Source organism: Advenella sp., assembly GCF_052108595.1.
Lineage (GTDB): Bacteria > Pseudomonadota > Gammaproteobacteria > Burkholderiales > Burkholderiaceae_B > Advenella.
The window spans coordinates 1-18192 of record NZ_JBQEAU010000094.1; the positions used below are offsets into that span (position 1 = coordinate 1).

At 55.7% G+C, this 18192-nt stretch carries 17 protein-coding genes and 1 pseudogene; 11 read left to right on the forward strand and 7 right to left on the reverse strand.

All coding sequences use genetic code 11. The features are described from left to right. Positions 1–90: 90 nt before the first annotated feature. Positions 91–1050, reverse strand: a complete 960-nt coding sequence (locus tag ACTIKR_RS15495) for a 3-hydroxyacyl-CoA dehydrogenase family protein (RefSeq protein WP_442328288.1) — start codon at positions 1048–1050, stop codon at positions 91–93. Between the two features lie 393 nt (positions 1051–1443). Between ACTIKR_RS15495 and ACTIKR_RS15500 the strand changes: the two genes are divergently transcribed. From ACTIKR_RS15500 to ACTIKR_RS15515, 4 genes are all read left to right on the forward strand, one after another. Beyond that, positions 1444–2235, forward strand: a complete 792-nt coding sequence (locus tag ACTIKR_RS15500) for a MipA/OmpV family protein (protein WP_442328289.1) — start codon at positions 1444–1446, stop codon at positions 2233–2235. Between the two features lie 7 nt (positions 2236–2242). Further along, positions 2243–2938: a response regulator transcription factor gene (locus ACTIKR_RS15505; protein ID WP_442328290.1), complete on the forward strand. Its 696-nt coding sequence runs from the start codon at positions 2243–2245 to the stop codon at positions 2936–2938. After that, positions 2925–4349: a HAMP domain-containing sensor histidine kinase gene (locus ACTIKR_RS15510; RefSeq protein WP_442328291.1), complete on the forward strand. Its 1425-nt coding sequence runs from the start codon at positions 2925–2927 to the stop codon at positions 4347–4349. The genes ACTIKR_RS15505 and ACTIKR_RS15510 overlap by 14 nt, the downstream gene beginning before the upstream one ends. A gap of 71 nt (positions 4350–4420) precedes the next feature. Beyond that, a complete protein-coding gene (locus tag ACTIKR_RS15515; RefSeq protein WP_442328292.1) occupies positions 4421–4606 on the forward strand; it encodes a hypothetical protein in 186 nt (61 codons plus the stop codon). Between the two features lie 22 nt (positions 4607–4628). Here the strand turns inward: ACTIKR_RS15515 and arsK are convergent, their stop codons facing one another. Next, positions 4629–5852: an arsenite efflux MFS transporter ArsK gene (gene arsK, locus ACTIKR_RS15520; RefSeq protein WP_193088041.1), complete on the reverse strand. Its 1224-nt coding sequence runs from the start codon at positions 5850–5852 to the stop codon at positions 4629–4631. Positions 5853–6049: 197 nt separating this feature from the next. Continuing rightward, positions 6050–6976 carry a LysR substrate-binding domain-containing protein gene (locus ACTIKR_RS15525; RefSeq protein ID WP_442328293.1) on the reverse strand — a complete coding sequence of 309 codons (927 nt, stop codon included), beginning with the start codon at positions 6974–6976 and terminating at the stop codon, positions 6050–6052. A gap of 140 nt (positions 6977–7116) precedes the next feature. Between ACTIKR_RS15525 and ACTIKR_RS15530 the strand changes: the two genes are divergently transcribed. Next, complete coding sequence (locus tag ACTIKR_RS15530) at positions 7117–7521, forward strand: RidA family protein (RefSeq protein WP_193088039.1); 405 nt, start codon at positions 7117–7119, stop codon at positions 7519–7521. A gap of 109 nt (positions 7522–7630) precedes the next feature. Here the strand turns inward: ACTIKR_RS15530 and ACTIKR_RS15535 are convergent, their stop codons facing one another. Continuing rightward, positions 7631–9085 (reverse strand): YdgA family protein, encoded by a 1455-nt coding sequence (locus tag ACTIKR_RS15535; RefSeq protein WP_442328294.1) that lies wholly within the window; start codon positions 9083–9085, stop codon positions 7631–7633. 295 nt (positions 9086–9380) lie between these two features. On the opposite strand from ACTIKR_RS15535, the gene ACTIKR_RS15540 reads away from it, so the two are divergent. Continuing rightward, complete coding sequence (locus tag ACTIKR_RS15540) at positions 9381–10427, forward strand: MBL fold metallo-hydrolase (protein ID WP_442328295.1); 1047 nt, start codon at positions 9381–9383, stop codon at positions 10425–10427. A gap of 154 nt (positions 10428–10581) precedes the next feature. On the opposite strand, the pseudogene ACTIKR_RS15545 reads toward ACTIKR_RS15540, so the two are convergent. Further along, positions 10582–10779 (reverse strand): annotated as a pseudogene (locus tag ACTIKR_RS15545) (GNAT family N-acetyltransferase); the annotation flags it as partial. Between the two features lie 411 nt (positions 10780–11190). Then, a complete protein-coding gene (locus ACTIKR_RS15550) occupies positions 11191–12027 on the reverse strand; it encodes an oxidoreductase (RefSeq protein WP_193088025.1) in 837 nt (278 codons plus the stop codon). Positions 12028–12136: 109 nt separating this feature from the next. Here ACTIKR_RS15550 and ACTIKR_RS15555 point away from each other — a divergent pair, with 109 nt between their 5' ends. Further along, entirely contained in the window at positions 12137–13099 is a 963-nt protein-coding gene (locus ACTIKR_RS15555; RefSeq protein WP_193088024.1) for an AraC family transcriptional regulator, read from the forward strand. A gap of 237 nt (positions 13100–13336) precedes the next feature. Here the strand turns inward: ACTIKR_RS15555 and ACTIKR_RS15560 are convergent, their stop codons facing one another. Continuing rightward, the gene (locus ACTIKR_RS15560; RefSeq protein ID WP_442328296.1) at positions 13337–14260 is read right to left on the reverse strand and encodes a LysR family transcriptional regulator; all 924 of its coding nucleotides are present in this window, start codon (positions 14258–14260) and stop codon (positions 13337–13339) included. Positions 14261–14367: 107 nt separating this feature from the next. Between ACTIKR_RS15560 and ACTIKR_RS15565 the strand changes: the two genes are divergently transcribed. The 4 genes from ACTIKR_RS15565 (at position 14368) to ACTIKR_RS15580 (ending at position 18189) form a co-directional block, all read left to right on the forward strand. Continuing rightward, complete coding sequence (locus ACTIKR_RS15565; protein WP_442328297.1) at positions 14368–15348, forward strand: Bug family tripartite tricarboxylate transporter substrate binding protein; 981 nt, start codon at positions 14368–14370, stop codon at positions 15346–15348. 12 nt (positions 15349–15360) lie between these two features. Beyond that, positions 15361–16617: a CaiB/BaiF CoA transferase family protein gene (locus ACTIKR_RS15570; RefSeq protein WP_442328298.1), complete on the forward strand. Its 1257-nt coding sequence runs from the start codon at positions 15361–15363 to the stop codon at positions 16615–16617. 24 nt (positions 16618–16641) lie between these two features. After that, complete coding sequence (locus ACTIKR_RS15575; RefSeq protein ID WP_442328299.1) at positions 16642–17580, forward strand: SDR family NAD(P)-dependent oxidoreductase; 939 nt, start codon at positions 16642–16644, stop codon at positions 17578–17580. 102 nt (positions 17581–17682) lie between these two features. Continuing rightward, positions 17683–18189 (forward strand): MaoC family dehydratase, encoded by a 507-nt coding sequence (locus tag ACTIKR_RS15580; protein WP_442328300.1) that lies wholly within the window; start codon positions 17683–17685, stop codon positions 18187–18189. The last annotated feature ends 3 nt before the right edge of the window (positions 18190–18192 follow it).

An 18192-nucleotide genomic window follows, 5' to 3' on the forward strand; every position in this document is an offset into this window, starting at 1 on the left:
TGTCATTGCCGCATGCCCTGCGACGCCCTGCCTTCATACCGGCGCATTTGTCTGAACAGCCGCATTCGCGGCAGAAGATGCGTTAATCGATTAAGGCTCGATCTCGGGCAGGTCTGCAGCCAGAATGCTCAACCCGGTGCGCAGGGCCTTATCGTAGCGGGCCCGCTCCACGGCAATCTGCTCTGGTGTCCAGTCGTAAAACCCCTGACCCGACTTCATGCCCAACTGGCCCTGGCCGGGCTTGTCGGCCAGCACCGAGGGCGGTTCGCTTACATTGGAGAGTGTCGGATAGATCGTAGCGGCCGCAGCAGCGTGCACATCCAGGCCTGCATGCTCTTTTTGCATGATCGGGCCAGCCGCGATGTAGCGAAAGCCAAAACCGAACCGCACCGCATTGTCGATGTCCTGCGGCGTGACGATGCCTTCCTGTATCATCGAAAACGCTTCGCGACCCAACGCATGTTGAAGACGGTTGGCGACAAAGCCAGGCACGTCCTTGCGAACCATGATCGGCACCGACCCGCAACGACGCATCAGCGTGGCAAGGCCGTCGGCAACCTGCTGATCCGTATCGGGACCCAGTACGACCTCCACCAGCGGCACGATGTGCGCCGGCATGAAAAAATGCAACCCGATCATCCGCTCCCGTTGCGGCAGGCCTTCAGCGATCTGGCTGATGGGAAAGCTTGAGCTATTGCTGGCCAGCACCGTATCCGGCCGCGCAAGGGCCGACAAAGACTTGAAAAGTTCACGTTTGTAATCGAGTTTTTCCGGGATGCATTCGATGACCAGTTGAACATTCTGCCAATCCACTGCCTCCAGCGTCGCCACCATGGTCAGCAGTTCCAGATTGCCGGCGCAGTTGATTTGCTCCAGATTGGCGGCAATGCGTTCCCTGATCTGCTGATGAGCCTGGGTACGGGTCTCGATAAGATGCACCGGGCAGCGTGCGCGCAGCAGCACGACAGCGACATCTGCCCCCATGGTGCCGGCTCCTACCACTACCGCTGGTGTTGACGATGGAGCGCCGAGCATAATGCCGTTTGTCATGAAATCTTCCTGTTAACGTTAACTCAAAACAAGCATCATAATCGGTAGCTCGCGTCGTATCAAGATAGGCTGGATTTGCCATTGCATCGTGTCATGTAATGTTGGCGATTTATAAACCTGCAGTAGTGCGCGGCAACATATGACGATAGCGACACAAAGGAAAAGAAAGCGAGTGTCAGGCACGTGGCGATGTGATTACCTGTCAGCGGTTCAATAATCTGTTCAGAAATTTGTACATGCCTGTCCTGGGTCGCGAACCCAATAAACCGCTGAAAACACTCCTCAAATCTCGTTTGCACTTTGCCGGCCTGTTGCAAATTTCCTTCCCGCAGTAAGGATCGGGTAATAGAAATAGCCAGACAATCTGCATTCCAAGTTGATCAGGGGAAATATATGCAACCGCGAAACGCTCGCACAACACGAATTCTGACCGCCGCTTTGCTGGCCTGCGTCGGCCCGGCAGCGGCTCAGGCCCAAGGCCTGCGAACCCCTGACTATACGCAGGAAAACGAATCGCAATGGAGCCTGGGCGCCGGGGTTGGCATAGAGCGTAGTCCGTATCGCGGCGTGGGAAATGATACCAGCGCAATCCCCCTGCTGGGATTTCAGAATCGATACGTACGGCTTTTTGGCACGACCTTCGACGCCAAACTACCCTCTGCCGGCCCCGTCGATTTTTCGATCCGGGCCAGATACGCGTTGGGCGATGGTTATAAATCATCTGACTCTTCCTACCTTTCAGGTATGGACAAGCGCGAAGGGGGGTTATGGCTGGGACTGGGCACCACATGGCATAGCGGCGTTGCCGATGTTTCACTCGAATGGATGCGCGCCCTGGGCAAGAGCAAGGGGAATCGTATTAAACTGGCGGTGGAACGTTCGTTCGAAGCGACCAATCAAATTCATATCACGCCTTACGCCGGTGTTCAATGGTCCGATAGCAAGGATGTGGATTATTACTTCGGTGTCAAAGACAGTGAATTCAATGCAGAGCGCACTCGTTACGAAGGAAAATCCAGCACCAATGTCAACGCGGGTATCAGAATAGATTACGCCCTCACCAGACATCAGAATCTATTCCTGGACGTTGGGGTAAAGCGTTGGGGTTCCGGTGTAACCGATAGTCCGCTGGTGCGGCGCAGTACCTCTCCATCTCTACGAATGGGCTACCTGTATAGATTCTGAAAAAGACATGTCATCGAACCGTATTGCAATCCTGGAAGACAATCCGCGCATGGCCGTGCTCATGTGCAAAGCCCTGGCGGCTGCCGGCATTGAGGCAGACGTTTTCGAACGCCTGGACTCCGTCTGGCCAGCCATGGCACCTGGCTTATACGGCGTATTCGTGGTTGATCGCAGTGTGCCAGATGGCGATGGCCTTAACCTGGTCAGGCGCCTGCGTGCCGATGGCAATGCAACGCCCTGCCTGATGGTCACGGCAAGGGATGCCATTCATGATCGCATTGAAGGACTGGAGTCGGGTGCAGACGACTATCTTCCCAAACCCTTTTCGTTAGAGGAACTGGTCGCCCGGGTGCGCGCACTGATGCGTCGTCCACTTATATTGGCAAGCCTTGAGCCGGCATTTGCCGGTATTTCCGTACACACGGCGCGCGGCTGCATGAACTACGGGAACATGTCTACGCCTCTGGCCCCGGCAGAACTGCAGATCCTGCTGGCATTAGTTCAGGCTGCGGGCCAGGTGGTCCAGCGAAGCCGTCTCGAAGCGGCCGGCTGGGGCCTCGGAGAAGGCGTCACACCCAACGCACTGGATGTCGCGGTACATCGTCTGCGCCGCAAAATTCTGGCGGCGGGGTCCTTCACGCAAATTGTAAATCTGCGCGGCAAAGGCTTTGCCCTTCAAAAGACTGACGATGAAACTCGATAGCCTGACCGGAAAGCTGCTTTTTACCACCACTATTGCACTGATTATCACAACAGCATTTGTCGCAATTCTTTCTCACGTAGTCATTACCTATTTCCCGCGAGTGATGCTGGAAGCTGATTTTGCCGGAAACGAACGGCAACTGACTGATGGCCTGGTCTTTGACTCTGCAGACAAACCCATTGCAATCAACGTAAATCCAGGCTTATCCAGCGTTTTCGAGGTTCTGAAAGATGATGCCGTCTATCGCGTGGTTGATGCGCAAGGTAACGTGCTACTTGCATCGGACGACGGCGCCCATGCGTTTGCGCCCACTGGACAGCCTTTTAACCCGCAGTTAAAAAGATTTGACCTGGCGCCGGACAGCAATTTACTCCATGTAGCCACATTCGCGCTCACCAGGCCTGGTCCGCAATATTATGTGCAGGTTGCCCGCAGCGAGCGCTTTCAGCAGGCACTGACTCAAAATGACGGCGGTACCGTGCGCCTAACAACGCTGATCATGACCCTCGTTGCCTTGTTAATTTTCAGTGCCATCGTACTATGCACCATCTGTCGCCTGATGAAACCGGTACAAAAGGTATCGCTGGCCGCATCGCGTATCAATCCCGGAAATTTGCAAGCCAGACTGGCGACCGAGAGTCTGCCCTGTGAGCTGGTGCCGCTGATCACTGCGTTTAATGGCGCCCTTGATAGACTTGCCAACGGCTATCGCGTCCAGCAGGAATTTCTGGCCACCACTGCCCACGAACTCAAAACGCCGCTGGCACTGATGCGTGGCACGGTCGAACTGGGCGACTCAAGCGACCGTGCCCAGCTACTTTCCGATATCGACGCCATGTCACGCCAGATTCAGCAGTTGTTGCAACTGGCCGAATGCAGCGAACCCCATAATTACATCATGGCCGAAACAGACCCGGCCATGGTTGCAGCAGACGCCATCGCCAAGCTTGACCGGCTGGCCGACAGTCGTGATGTGGCGATCAATACCAATGCGCTGGCAAGCCCGATGCTGATCAAAGCCGACAGTGCAGCACTGACCATTCTCATCCGCAATCTGCTGGAGAACGCCATTCAGCATGCACCACCCGGAACCAACGTACAGGTTCTGCATGATGAAAACGGGGTTACTGTGCGTGATTACGGGCCTGGCATTGATCAAAATGACTTACCCATGGTATTCCGTCGGTTTTGGCGAGGTGCAGACAGCGATGGTCGATCAGGGCTGGGACTGGCCATTTGCCAGCAGATTGCCCAGGCGCATGGCTGGACCATATCGGTCGATGCAGCCAATCCTGGTGCGGTCTTCCGGGTTATTTTTGATGGTTCCGGACGGCCGTCGCACGACCAATATCGCTTGACACCCTCATCTGATCTGAGCGGTATTGGCGAACACGCAACCTCATATAGGTAGCAGGCTGCCATTGCCGCATTTTTTTAACGCAATCGTTGCAGAAATAGCACCGTTTCAGTATGTACAACACGATGAAAACTTATCTTGATCTGATTCCCCTCATGGATACATCTTCTGTCGCCAGACATCCGGGGAGTACGAAGGCGCCGGACTTGCCTGGTTGCACGCATTCTCCGATGTCCTTGCCAAAGAACGCACAAAGCGCCACCGAGTCCCATGTACCCCAGGTAGAAGGCCTGTGCGAACGCACTGTGTAAAACCATAGCGCAACGCACCGTATCATTGCACTTTGGGCACCAGTCGCATGATCAGCACGTACGCAACAATCGCCCCCGCCCCCAAAGCCATGGTGATTGCCAGCGCCCACTGAATGCCAATATTGATCATCCCGAATGCCAGGGCGAAAGGCGCGACGGCGGAAACGGTCAAGCGTGCGGACGTGATTTTCCCCTGCAATCTGCCGTAGCCCTGGCTGCCAAAAAGCACCAGTGGCAAGGTACCTGCAACGATACTGAACAAGCCGTTGCCCAGGCCGAATAAAATTGCAAAAGTGATCGCGCCGGCGACACTGGGCGCACTGCTGTTAAGCACGGCGATGGCAGTACACATGAGCGCAGAGGCAACGGTGGCAAGCGTCACTGGCGACAGATTGCCGCCAAAGACCATATTGGTGAGCCGGCTGAGCACTTGAGCGGGACCAAAGAGCGTGCCCACCAGCGCAGCCGTTGCGCCCAGTCCCAGGCCTGACAGCAGCGGCACCATGTGCACCAATATGGCCGATGCAACCAGCGATTGCAGCGCGAACGCGATCACCATTAGCACAAAGCCGGTGTGCCGGGCCGGGCCCACCAGCCGGCCTGACAACACTTTTACTTCGGATTCTATTCTGGCCTTGCCTTGCCGGGCGCCACGCGCCAGCCAGGCATGGATGGGCAGGCAGACAAGCAGATTGATGGCCGCAAAAATATAATAAACATTCTGCCACGATAGCTGCGCATGCAACGCCGTTGTGATGGGCCAGAAAATAGTGGAGGCAAAACCGCCGATCAACGTTAGGTAAGTTATGCTGCGCTGAGCCGTCAGCGGATACTTCTGCACCAGTAGTGCGAATGCTGCCGCGTACTGCACCAAATTTGCGGTTATTTCAATTGCGATCAGGGCAATCACAAATACAATATGATTCGTGGCCGTTGCGCACGCAATGAGCGCCACGGCGGCCAATCCCGAGCCCAGCGTCATGACGCGTCCTGCTCCGAACCGGTCTATCCATATGCCTATCCAGGGCGCCATCAAGCCGCCAGCGAGCAGCGCCGCAGACAGGACGCCAAAAACCCACTCAACCGACCAGCCCAGGTCTGCAGCCATATCCGATGCGAGAATACTGAAGGCATAGTACAGGGTGCCATAGCCGATGATTTGTGTAAGGCCAAGCGAAGCAATAACCGCCATCAGATGACGATCCCATTCCCTTGTTTGTCCAGGGAGGGCCAGTTTTATTGCCATGGGAATGAATCCTTGCTGCCGTTCGCGTCGGTATCGGCTGGGCTAGCTGATTCAGCCCGGTCAGCGCGCCCCCCGACGTGGGCAACGCGATGATTGGCAATTTAACACTATTTTTGCTCGTACCAGTGCTTTGTCCGATTCATGATGCGCGCAACCAACAACATACTGGCTTGACGCTTTGCAGAAGGATCCAGGGCTTATGACATCTTGCGCTGCGCGACGGGCGCATGTGCCGCCATGAGCTGTGCAACCCAGTCAATAAACACGCGCAGCTTCGCACTGACATGCCGATTGGGTGGATAAGCGACATACATGGGCATCGGATCCAGCTCCCATTCCTGCAACAAGGGGATCAACTGGCCCGTTGCCACATGCTCGCGGGACATGTAATCAGGCAGCCAAAGTGCTCCCAGGCCGGCCAGGCCGGCTGCCAGGTAGGCATTGCCATCATCAACGGAAAGGATGTACCGACCCTGTATGGTGACGCGTTCATCGCGATAGCGCAGGGTGGGCGACAGCGCCTTGCCACTGCGAGCCCACAGGAACGCCACGACGTGATGGTCCGGGGTATTCAGTTCCTGCGGATGCTGCGGTACGCCGACCCGCGCCAGATACTCCGGCGCGGCATAAATACCAAGTTGCAAGTCGCCGATATGCCGGGCCATCAGGGACAGATCGGTGAGTTCGCCTCCACGGACAACACAATCGACATTGTCATCAATCAGATCCACCACACGGTCGCTCACGCCCATATCGAGCTGTATATCAGGGTACCGGGCATGAAATGCCGGCAGCGCCGGCACCAGCACCATGCGTGCAAACGGACTGGGGACATCGACTCGCAGCCGCCCCCGGGGCAATGCCGCAGCACTGGACAAGCTGGTTTCAGCATCGTCCATATCGGCCAGCAACCTGATCACGCGCTCGTAGTAGGCAGCGCCATCGGCGGTCACGTTGACCTTGCGTGTGGTCCGGTTAAGCAGACGGACACGCAGACGCGCCTCCAGCTGCTGCACCAATTGCGTGACGCTGGTTCGGCTCATGTGCAGCGTCTCTGCCGCCTTGGTAAAACTGCCGGTTTCCACCACTCGGGCAAATGCCCACATCGCATCGAATCGGTCCATGTATGTTCCCAGGTAATAGGATTGTTTGTATTTTACAAACAGTGATGGACAGATTTGCCTGTTTATCCGTCAAACCGGAAAACATAGAATCACTTTATTGTTGTTGTCGAGTCTGCCAGACTCATTAATGGAGAGAAGCTATGACAAAACGCGATGTCGTTTTTCCGCCTGGGCGTCAGGCACTGTATGACAGAAATCACTATTCACCAGCGATTCGGGCCAATGGTTTTTTATTCGTTTCGGGTCAGGTCGGCAGTCGGGAAGATGGTTCACCTGAACCGGATCTGGAGGCGCAGGTGCGCCGCGCATTTGATAACCTGAACGGTATCCTGAAGGCAGCGGGCAGCAGTTTCGAAGACGTGATTGACGTGACGGTTTTCATGGTCGATCCGCAATCGAAATTCGAAACCATCTGGAAAGTCGTACCGGAGTATTGGGGCCAGGCCCCTTATCCGACACTGACTGCCGTTGGCGTCACCTGGCTCTACGGCTTTGACTTCGAGATCAAGGTCATTGCAAAGCCGGCGCAACCGGCCGATCAATAACCCGATAGACGGCGAATCGCTTGGCCAGCGGCTATACCCCTGGGCCGAAAGCAGATGCGGGTGGCCCCGGAAAGCCACCGGTCACGCCGGGATACCTCGCCAAAAGCAATCAGCGAGGAGTGCCGGAGACTGCAGAACCCGCTTTAGCGGCCAATTCCTGCAGGCTCATTTTCTCGGCATTCAGCGTGATTTGTTCTTCTGGCTTCATGGCCGAATCGTAAGCGATATCGCTGCTGATCACATCGTTCTCGAGTTTTCCAAGACCCGACATCTGTGCCATGAGCCCAGCCATGCTGGCAAGATCATCCCCTTTCTTGTCGGCCGCTTCCTTGTCTTTTACTCCGCTGACCTGTGCACCGCCCGAGACCACATCACGGATCAGACGGGTGTCGGCTTTCAGAGCAAATTGCACTTTTTTCAGCGCCTCGGCCAGAAACTGGCTGTCTTCCATGGTCTGTCCCTCAGGCTGGCCAGCTCCATCAAAATTGGCGGAAGCCTCCAGTGAACCTTCCCCGTTTACTGTCTTCCATGAGAAAGGAGAAACACGTACTTGCAGCTTCTGGCGTATCAGGGTGGTGAACAGTTCTGCATAATACTGTTCAATTTGCTCGCCCTGCTGCTCAAAGTTGTCTGGCGTAAGATTGAGCGAGCCAGCCTGTTGCCTGAATTTTTCCACGGCCTGGCGGTCAAGATGATCGAAGGCTACGTTTAACTTGATGGCACCAAAATCGACATCGTTTGCCAGTATGTTGCCAAGCTCGTAGCCGACGTTCAGGTTCAGGAAATCATCCACTTCTTCCGTTTTCACATCAACCTTGAAATCGGCTATTGACAGCGTTTTATCGTTCTTTGGCTTGATTTCAAGCCTGCCAATATTCAACACTGCCGGTCCAACGAACAGTCCTGAAGCAGTTTTGCTGGAACTGCCCTGGCCCGTCACGTTTTCCAGAGAAAAATCGACGTCGGCGTAGTTTAGCTGGGTTGCCCCTGGCATATCGAACGTCATATCAACCTTGGTAAAGTCCTTGTTTACGAACGTTGTTGCCGTAACCGGCTGGGATTTCACAACAGTCTTTCCAAATGTCGCATCCAGTGCCTCTAACTTGGCGATGGAATGCACATTTCCGGAAAAATCAATGCGATCGCTTTGCGCGTAGGGCTCTTTGCCGCCTGCTGCGTCATACAGTGGCTTGGTCTTTTCGTCGTTGACCAGCGTTGTGGAGGCGGTTGCGTATCCGGTGACAAATTCGCCCCGCAACAAGGCACTGAGCGATATCGGCCCGTGTTCAATGTGGCTGTTGAGCAGAACTTCCTGTGGCAGGGCTGACATTTCCGGAAAGGTCATATTGACTGTATATACCGCGTCAGACGAGAAAACGCCCTTGTCATAACTGACCGCTTCTACACTGATTCGTTCTTCGCCTTCTTTTTTCAGATAGTCGTTGGTTTTAACCAGATAGTCGTCAAGCCGCTCCTGGATCTGCGTACCCAGATACCAGCTTGATCCGGTCCAGACTGCGCCGGCAGCAATAACAACACCGGCTACGATTGCGGCTTTACTCATCGAATTAATCCCTATAGATCGTGAACTGCGAATGGTTGGAAATGTCGGCACAATTATAGCTGCCAAATCCGGCCCAGTCGCTTGCCCGATGGTTGTCTTAACGTTATTTTTATCAACAGAAAACTGCGACCAGTTTATGGTTGTAACTGCCCGTGATCACCAACGATTTATTCAGTAAGACATTAACAAAATTGAACGTGGCCTCATGGCAGGCCGTGATCTGACTATAATTGACTGGCACCGCAGGTCTGCGTCGTGCAGCACGCGAGCTTGATCAAAACAACAGGAGACACGAATGCGGCTATTCAGATCATGGATCAACAACAATGACAACGCCACCGATAACGAGGTTGCGTCATCTGGCAGACGGTACTTTCTGGCAGCCGGCTGCGCCTGCTGCGCAACCTATGCGTTAAACATTTCGCCTGCAGCAGCGCAGTCGCCTGATGTGCAGCGCCATCTGGCGGCAGCGCGCACCGCCGCCGGCAGCGATCTCAAACAGTTACTGAAGCTGGGTGACGTAGCCTTGCCAGCCAGCGCCAAAAAACGTCCGTCGATCGAAGAGCTCATGGCGCAACCTGCGCCGCCGCCAGGCCAGGCTTTCGATAACCTGTATTTCGTCGGCGGCAAATGGGTCAGCGCCTGGGCCATTACCACATCCGACGGCATCATCCTGATCGATGCAATGAACAACGCTGATGATGCCGAACACGTGATCGTCGCCGGCATGCGCAAGCTGGGCCTGGATCCGGCGCAGATCAAGATGGTCGTCATCACGCACGGCCATGGTGATCACTACGGCGGCGCCAATTATCTGGTGGAGCATTTTCATCCGAAAATCATCGCCAGCGAAGCCGACTGGACCATGATGGAAACCAAGCTGGAGTTCGAAGTGCCCAGTTGGGGACGCCCGCCCAAACGTGATATGGTTGTTGAAGACGGCGCCAAGCTGACACTGGGCGACACCACGGTCGACATCGTGATGACACCGGGCCATACCATGGGCACCATCTCGGTGGCGTTTGACGTCAAAAGCGGCAGCAAAAGCCACCGTGCCTTCCTATGGGGCGGCACATCGTTCAATTTCGGCAAGCAGCCTAACCGCATGGAACGGCTACAGGCTTATATTGACGCGACAGCCCGGGTGCGTGATATGGCAGGCAAGCAGAACATTGACGTATTCCTGTCCAATCACAGCGGCATGGATCTGGCCGACATCAAACTGGCACAGATGAAAAAGGGCGAGCCCAATCCTTTCGTGATGGGCGTTGATACGACACAACGTGCGTTAACGGTGATGCATGAGTGCGCGCTGGCGACCAAGGCAGCATGGAGCGTGTGAAGAATGAACGACGATGGCGCTGTCTGGCGCCATTGTTTGCTTCGCACGCCTGCTTTTAGGCTGCCGGATCGACCATGTCACATAATACGTTTACCAAGGCCGTATAAACATCCGGGTTTTACGGCCTGTTGCCTTTCATGGAAAACCGGATTCATTACCCAAGCGTCTTCTCAAAAAATACGCGGCTGACTCCGTTCTCTGTTCGTCGAGCCACTTCTGCGTAGCCCAGCCGGGCATACATTTTGATATTTTCGACCATCATTTCGTTGGGATAAAGATGCACGGCGCTCAGGCCCCTGCTTCGTGCCTCATCTTCACAAAAGCCGATCAGCGCCTTGCCAACGCCACGCCCTGTGGCATCCGGAAAAAAGGGCTACATTTTCCAGAAGCATGTAGTGCGCTTCCGGATAAAAGACGATAAAGCCTTCCGAGACACCGCAATCGTCAGTTGCAATATAAATTGCGCCATCCTGAATCTGTGTTCTGAAGTCTGCCACCATAGGTGCAGGTTTTTGCCCGATCAGATGAACGTAACGTGCGTAAGCCTGCCTGGCGCACTCCTGAATACGCGCTTCATCGTCCGCAACGGCCCGTCGAACATGCAGTTTGTCCTCGGCTGGTCAATACAAACCCCACTTCATTATTCACGATCCTGGCATGGCTACAGATCCTTGTCAATGGAAACAACATCAAGCAATCTTCACGCATCCAGGATGCGTATTCTCTGGCGAAGAACCTGTGTCAGTTGCAGGCATTCCTGTAATCATTGGCTCACATCAGTTGAACGAGTCAGTTGTTCCCAAGCATCGATTTGCGCTGCATAAGCCTTCAGTTTGCTGCGTACCAATTCAAGTGCGTCGCTTCCCAGTAACAAATGCGCCGGTGGTGTTTCAGTGTTCATGATCGCCAGTATGGCGCGCGCCGCCTTGATGGGGTCTCCCAGTTGCTGGCCGCTTTTGTCCTGACGCGCCTTGCGTATTGGATCAAACACTGCGTCATAGTCCGGAATGCTGCGAGGCGCTCTGACCATCGATCTTCCAGCCCAGTCAGTACGAAAAGAGCCTGGCGCCACGGCAGTAACAGCAATACCAAAATGGCTTACTTCTTTACTCAACACTTCAGAAATTCCTTCCAGTGCAAACTTGCTGCCACAGTAGTACGCGATACCGGGCATGGTAATGAATCCGCCCATGGACGTAATGTTGATAATATGTCCGCAACGACGTTTGCGCATACAGGGAAGTACCGCCTTTATCATTGCCACCGCACCATAGACGTTGACGTCAAACTGACGCTTCATTTGGTCCAGCGCGGATTCTTCCAATACACCTTCATGCCCATAACCTGCATTGTTGACAAGTACGTCAATCGGGCCAATATTGGCTTGAACCTCATCGATTACCTCGTCTATCGCTGCAAAGTCTGTCACGTCGAGCAATCGTGCGAAAGCGCCAGGGCCGTGTGCTTCAAACGACGCCTTTGCTTCTACATTGCGCACCGTTCCCACCACGCGATGGCCGCTGTTGAGTGCTTCCCGAGCTAATGCACGGCCAAAGCCGCTACTGACACCGGTGATGAAAACAATTTTTGATGTGGACATGGAAATACTCCCTTTTGTTAATACATGCATGCATACTATTCTCAAATGGCATTGAGTTTTAGTCCAAATCTTCTCTTTTTATTGCCTATTACTATGATTTCGTTGTTCCATGCACCATCAAAAAAACACTTCTCTCTCCCCGCCTTGCACTCGAGAGCGCTTGACCAGCCTGCTTTTGACGTTGGCGCCAAAGGAAGGCTATAACCTGAGCAGCCTTCCCGACGTACGCTTTCTGCGCTCGAATCGCCCACTTGCACGCACACCGGTTCTTTACGACCCGGGCATCGTTATTGTCTGCCAGGGTACCAAAAAAGGCTATTTCGGCAATCAGACCTATCTGTATGACGAACAGCATTATCTTGCCGTCTCGGTACCGGTTCCCTTTGTGATGGAAACGGATGCGTCGCCAGAGCACCCACTTCTGGCCATCTATATACACTTGGATTTTCAGCTTGCCGCCGATCTGTCGATAGAGATCGACAATCATGGGGCACCATTGTCAATAGTCGCCCCCGAGAGCATGATGTCCAGTCCCATGGATCCGGCAATGCGCGCTTCACTACTGCGTTTCCTTGAAGCAATGAGCACACCTGTGGAGGCCGCAGTACTTGGACCCACTCTGATGCGTGAGCTCTACTACCGAATACTTACGGGCGCTCAGGGCAATGTCCTGCGTTCGGCGCTGGCAATGCGCGGGCAATTCGGGAAAATTGGCAAAATCCTAAGCCGTATTCATACCACCTATGCGCAACCGCTGAATCTTTCACAACTGGCAAATGAAGCCGGCATGAGCGTCCCAACCTTTCATAGCCATTTCAAGGCCATTACTCACACTTCCCCCATGCAATACGTTAAATCGATAAGATTGCACCAGGCCCGATTGCTCATGGTTCGACAAGGCGTTACCGCGTCTGCGGCGAGCCATTCAGTGGGATACGAAAGCTCGTCGCAGTTCAATCGCGAATTCAAACGTCTGTTCGGGTTACCGCCATCCGAAGAGGCAAAGCGCATGCGGGAAAGCTTTGCCGTACCGCCCTCGCATCCGGCGTCGGAATTTGTGTCGTCGCACTAGACAACGAATTGACACTGGCATTTCTTGCATGAACGAGCCTTTGCCTTTTGTATGCCCTGGCCGCCATGCACACTGCACATAACACCTGTTAATTACGTCGTTGTTCTTCGCTGACAAATCCGGGGCTGTCGGCCACATCGGTGTTCTGTGCCCACCATTGAATCTGCCTGGAACGGTGAGCCGGCGCAGCGCTGCCTATGCAGCCGACTCAAATACCTTATCTCGCCCTCACACGACCTACAGTTCCAGCGCCGATTTGAGCAAAGCCACCCGGGGGTTGATCGCGCCTGCACGACAGATCAGTGCCACGGCACTCGAATGGGGCTCGGGCACCACGCGCAGCTGCCTGACGGGTCCTGTCTGCAATGTGCTGTGATGAAGAAGCGCAACATCGGGCACGATACCGATGCCCAAGCCTGCCGAGACAAACTGCAGACTGGTAGTCGGGCTGGTCGATTCGATCACCGGCAAAGGGGCAGGCACGCCGGCATGGGTAAAGCAATCTTCGATCAGCTTGCGTCCCATCGATCCTTCGGCAGGCATCACCCAGCGCTCCTTTGCCAAACGGGCCCAGTCCACGCGTCGCGAACGGACCAGTGGATGTCCCACGGATGCCACCACGGCAAACTGCACCTCGAACAACTTGATGTATTCAAATGCGTCAGCGTCGCTGGCCAGCATTTGCTGGGGGAAGGTGGTGATGAGCGCATCCAGTTCTCCTCGCTGGAGCGCGCCGATCAGGGCTGGCACTCGTTCTTCAAGCAATTGCACCCGCACGGGCGCTTCACCTTGCACCAGCTTGGCAATCACGCCCGGCAGATAGGTTTGCGCCACGAATGGCGGTGCACCGATACGGATTTTGGTTGCAAAGCGATCGGCCGAGATGGCCTCTGCACGAAGATGAGACAGCTCGTGCAAAAGCATCGTGGCGCCGCGCAGCACCACTTCACCCTGCGCTGTTGGCGTTAGACCACGCGCAGTGCGTGAGAACAGGGCAAAACCAAAGGCACTCTCGATTTCCGTCAACGCCTTGCTCAATGCCGGTTGCGTCAGGCTCAGCGCCTGCGCTGCGGCCCGCAAACTGCCTCGGTTATGTACTTCCGTAAGCAGACGCAGATGCCGAAAGCGCAGCTTGGCGACCAGATAGTCAGGTTCAATCAATATTATTGCCCAAAGGTATCAAACATAAAGTTATCGGTATATGAAAATATATCACTTTTTCTATTCACTGCGATCGTCTACTCTTGATGCATTATAAGGAGACAACCATGCATCGCCGAAAATTTTGCCTTGGCGCCCTGGGCGCAGGCCTGTTGGTCGGAACTGCAGCATCGCAGGCTGCGCAAACCTATCCTTCAAGAGCAGTACGTGTCGTTGTTCCCTACCCGGCCGGAGGCGGGCCGGACATCATGATGCGACAGTTTGGCCCTGTGCTGGGCGCTGCTCTGGGACAACCCATCGTAGTGGAAAACAAGGTGGGTGCGGGCGGTGTACTGGCTGCCCAGCATGTTGCCCATGCGCCCGCCGATGGCTACACAGTGCTCATGGGATCCAATTCTCACTTAATTCAGAAGATACTGCAGCCCAAACTGAACTTTGATCCTGTCAACGATTTCATTCCGGTCACCATTATGGGCACATCCCCCAGCGTGCTGGTCGTGGCAGCCAGCTCACCGTACCGTACCGTGCAGGACCTGATAGCCGCATTGACGGCCAATCCCGGTAAAATGAATTACGGTTCCGGCGGCGTTGGTTCGGCAGCCCATCTTGGCGGCGCGACCTTCGTGTCTTTGCTCAAGGCAAAAGCCACGCATGTGCCATTTAAAGGATCAGTGGAAATTCCGCTTTCGCTGCTGCGTGGTGATACGGAATTTGCGTTCACCATCGCGGGGACGGCCATTCCGCAGACCAAGGGCGGCAAGCTGCGCGCGCTGGCTGTGACCAGTAGGGAGCCATTGTCCGAGCTGCCTGGTGTTCCCACGCTGCACGAGGTCTTGAACAGTGATTTGGCGGTGCAGGAATTCTGGTTTGATTTCTGGCTGCCCAAAAACGCCCCAAGACAAGCGGTCGATACGCTTTATAGCGCGACCACGAAGGCGCTGGCCGATGAGGCCGTCAGACGCCAGTTTGCAGCAGGTGGGATTAACGTGGCCCATAGCGCCAGCCCGCAAGCCGATGCCGCGTTTGTGCGCAGCGAATATCAGAAATGGGTCAATATCATCAAACTTGCCGGCGTGAGCGTCGGCTGACCGGAGTCATACATGTCCAAACCGCTAAAAGGCGTCCGTGTACTGGATCTGTCGCATGTCATCGCCGGGCCCCTTGCTTCATTCTATCTAGCGCAACTGGGCGCAGAGGTCATCAAGGTGGAACCACCGCTGGCCGGTGAAGTGCTGCGCTCGATGAAGGACGCAACGGACACAGACACACCTACCGGGTTTGCCGCAATCAACGCCGGCAAGCAGTCCCTGGCGCTGGACATCCGGACACAACAGGGCGCCGAACTGCTGCGTACACTGGCCGCATCGGCCGACGTTTTCATAGAAAACTTCCGTCCCGGCGTTGTCGCCCGGTATGGTCTGGACTATGCCAGCATCAGGCAAGTCAGGCCAGACATCGTGTACTGCTCCATCTCGGGCTTCGGACAACACGGTGCCTGGGCGCAACGTGGCGCTTATGATCACGTCGTTCAGGCCCTGACCGGTATGATGATGATGTCCGGAGAAGGAGAAGACGCGCCACCCATCAAGGTGGGTTTCCCCGTTATTGACGTGGCCGTGGGCGTACTGGCTGCGCTGTCAATTGTCTCGTCGCTGCACCGCAGGGCGCGCGAGGGCGTTGGCCAGTACATCGATGCATCCATGGTCCAGGCCTCGCTGATGCTCATGTACCCCAACACCTGCGCCTATCTGAGCGACGGCACGCCTACTCAACGTGTGGGCAATCGCGGGTATACCGGCAGCCCGGCAGCCGATACGTATCGCTGCTCGGACGGCTGGCTGGCCGTTGCCGCCAATACCCCCGCGCAGTTTCGCAAACTCACCGCTGTGATTGGCGTTGAGGATTTGTGTGAGGATGCACGCGCGCTTGAGCTTGTTGCCTTCAACGCCCCCAGCGGATTTGTCGTGGCCAATGACACTCATTATGTGACGACGCGTCTGCAAGCGGCTTTCGCCACCCGCAGCGCAATACAACTGGAAGTGCTGCTAAGCGACGCCGGGGTCCCCGCAGCCAAAGTCAGAAAGCTCGAAGAGTTTCTTCACGAGGTCGATACCACCGACTGCGTCGATCTTCCAGACCATCGGTTCCATCAGGGCAACACCCACGTGCGCACCCGAGGCATCGGCTTTGTTTTCGACCAGGACGGACAGCCCACGGTTGACGGTGCCCCTGGCCTGGGCCAGAATACCCATTCGATATTGGCGCGAGCGGGCCTGAGCGAGGACACCATCGCACAGCTCGAGCGCGCCGGGGTCATCCGAACCGATGCCGAAATGGCTGCATCCCTGACCCCCTGAACATTTGTATAACACGGAGACCCCATGACACCTCTTCTACACAACCGCATTGCCATCGTGACCGGCGCAGGCCGCGGTCTCGGCCGTTCCCACGCACTCGAACTTGCCCGTCACGGCGCCAGGGTCTTGGTCAACGATATGGGCGCCGACCAGCCAGGTTCGGATGCGCAGGCCGTTGTCCAGGCCATCGCAGCGGCCGGCGGAGAGGCCATCGCCCATGGCGCCGATGTCACAGATCCAGACCAGGTTAAGGCGATGGTCGAACAAGCAGTTGCGCAGTGGGGTCGTGTCGATATTCTGGTGAACAATGCCGGCATCCTGCGTGACAAAAGCTTTGCCAAGATGACCCTGGAGGATTTCCGGCTGGTGCTGGACGTGCATCTGATGGGGTCGGTACACTGCACCCATGCCGTGTGGAACAGGATGCGCGATCAGAACTATGGCCGTATCGTGATGACGACCTCTTCTTCGGGACTTTACGGTAATTTCGGGCAGGCCAACTACGGTGCCGCCAAAATGGCGCTGGTCGGCCTGATGCAGACACTGGCGCAGGAAGGCGAACGCAATGGCGTGCATGTGAACTGCCTTGCCCCCACGGCAGCCACAGCCATGACAGCGGGGCTGCTGGAGCAGCAAACCCTGGACATGCTGTCGCCGGCATCGGTCAGCCCGGCCCTTGTTGCGCTTGTCGCAGAGAACGCCCCCAACCGCACCATCCTGATGGCAGGAGCTGGCAGCGTTGAACAGGCGAACATCACCATGACACATGGCATATATCTGAACGAGAGCGAACGCTCGGCCGACGTGTTGCTGGATCGGCTTGAAGACATTGCCGATCGCCAGAACGAAACGGTCCCAGCCACCGGATTCGACCAGTTACGCCACGAAATTGCCAAGGCGCAGGCATACAGCCGGACACGCGGGCCAACGACGCGCACTGCGTCGTCAGACTCTGTCAGTTAAAAGTAAAGACAAGCCATTCGTCCAGCCCGCAGAGAGCCTGACTGCCGCCTGCGCCAAAATCTGCGCAGCGCCCACTGCGCTCTGCTTACTGATATTCTTGCCATGACAACTGCCCCCTCCAGCGCTTGCGCCATACAGAAATTCGATTGCGTTGCCGCACTTGACCGATTTGTCGGGCAGCCGGCCATCGCATCGGCACCGCTGCTCATTGAGCAGGAGATGATTAATCGATTTGCGCACGTGACGCACGATCACCAGTGGATTCATGTAGACCCGGAGCGGGCCAAGACGCAGTCACCGTCCCAGCACACCATTGCACACGGTTTTCTCGTACTGTCGCTGCTGACCTACTGGCAGACAAGTTGCATGGCCTTTCCCGGTACTGTCATGGCATTGAATTATGGTTTCGACAAGATCCGCTTCACCGCCCCGGTTGTGGCAGGATCGCGGGTATCGGCCAGTTTTGCATTGACACAGGTGACCGAAACAAAACCCGCGCATGCCCGCTGTACCTGGGAGGTCACGGTAAACGCCGAGAATGCGCCGCGACCATCGGTCTACGCCGAATGGCATATCCTGGTTCAATATGAAGGCGGGGAAGCGACGTGATCG

Coding starts and splice junctions, on each gene's coding strand:
- ACTIKR_RS15575 (WP_442328299.1), top strand. CDS start 16,642: ATGACACCTCTTCTACACAACCGCATTGCCATCGTGACCGGCGCAGGC.
- ACTIKR_RS15500 (WP_442328289.1), top strand. CDS start 1,444: ATGCAACCGCGAAACGCTCGCACAACACGAATTCTGACCGCCGCTTTG.
- ACTIKR_RS15510 (WP_442328291.1), top strand. CDS start 2,925: ATGAAACTCGATAGCCTGACCGGAAAGCTGCTTTTTACCACCACTATT.
- ACTIKR_RS15535 (WP_442328294.1), bottom strand. CDS start 9,085: ATGAGTAAAGCCGCAATCGTAGCCGGTGTTGTTATTGCTGCCGGCGCA.
- ACTIKR_RS15565 (WP_442328297.1), top strand. CDS start 14,368: ATGCATCGCCGAAAATTTTGCCTTGGCGCCCTGGGCGCAGGCCTGTTG.
- ACTIKR_RS15555 (WP_193088024.1), top strand. CDS start 12,137: ATGCACCATCAAAAAAACACTTCTCTCTCCCCGCCTTGCACTCGAGAG.
- ACTIKR_RS15580 (WP_442328300.1), top strand. CDS start 17,683: ATGACAACTGCCCCCTCCAGCGCTTGCGCCATACAGAAATTCGATTGC.
- ACTIKR_RS15495 (WP_442328288.1), bottom strand. CDS start 1,050: ATGACAAACGGCATTATGCTCGGCGCTCCATCGTCAACACCAGCGGTA.
- ACTIKR_RS15505 (WP_442328290.1), top strand. CDS start 2,243: ATGTCATCGAACCGTATTGCAATCCTGGAAGACAATCCGCGCATGGCC.
- arsK (WP_193088041.1), bottom strand. CDS start 5,852: ATGGCAATAAAACTGGCCCTCCCTGGACAAACAAGGGAATGGGATCGT.
- ACTIKR_RS15550 (WP_193088025.1), bottom strand. CDS start 12,027: ATGTCCACATCAAAAATTGTTTTCATCACCGGTGTCAGTAGCGGCTTT.
- ACTIKR_RS15525 (WP_442328293.1), bottom strand. CDS start 6,976: ATGGACCGATTCGATGCGATGTGGGCATTTGCCCGAGTGGTGGAAACC.
- ACTIKR_RS15540 (WP_442328295.1), top strand. CDS start 9,381: ATGCGGCTATTCAGATCATGGATCAACAACAATGACAACGCCACCGAT.
- ACTIKR_RS15570 (WP_442328298.1), top strand. CDS start 15,361: ATGTCCAAACCGCTAAAAGGCGTCCGTGTACTGGATCTGTCGCATGTC.
- ACTIKR_RS15530 (WP_193088039.1), top strand. CDS start 7,117: ATGACAAAACGCGATGTCGTTTTTCCGCCTGGGCGTCAGGCACTGTAT.
- ACTIKR_RS15515 (WP_442328292.1), top strand. CDS start 4,421: ATGAAAACTTATCTTGATCTGATTCCCCTCATGGATACATCTTCTGTC.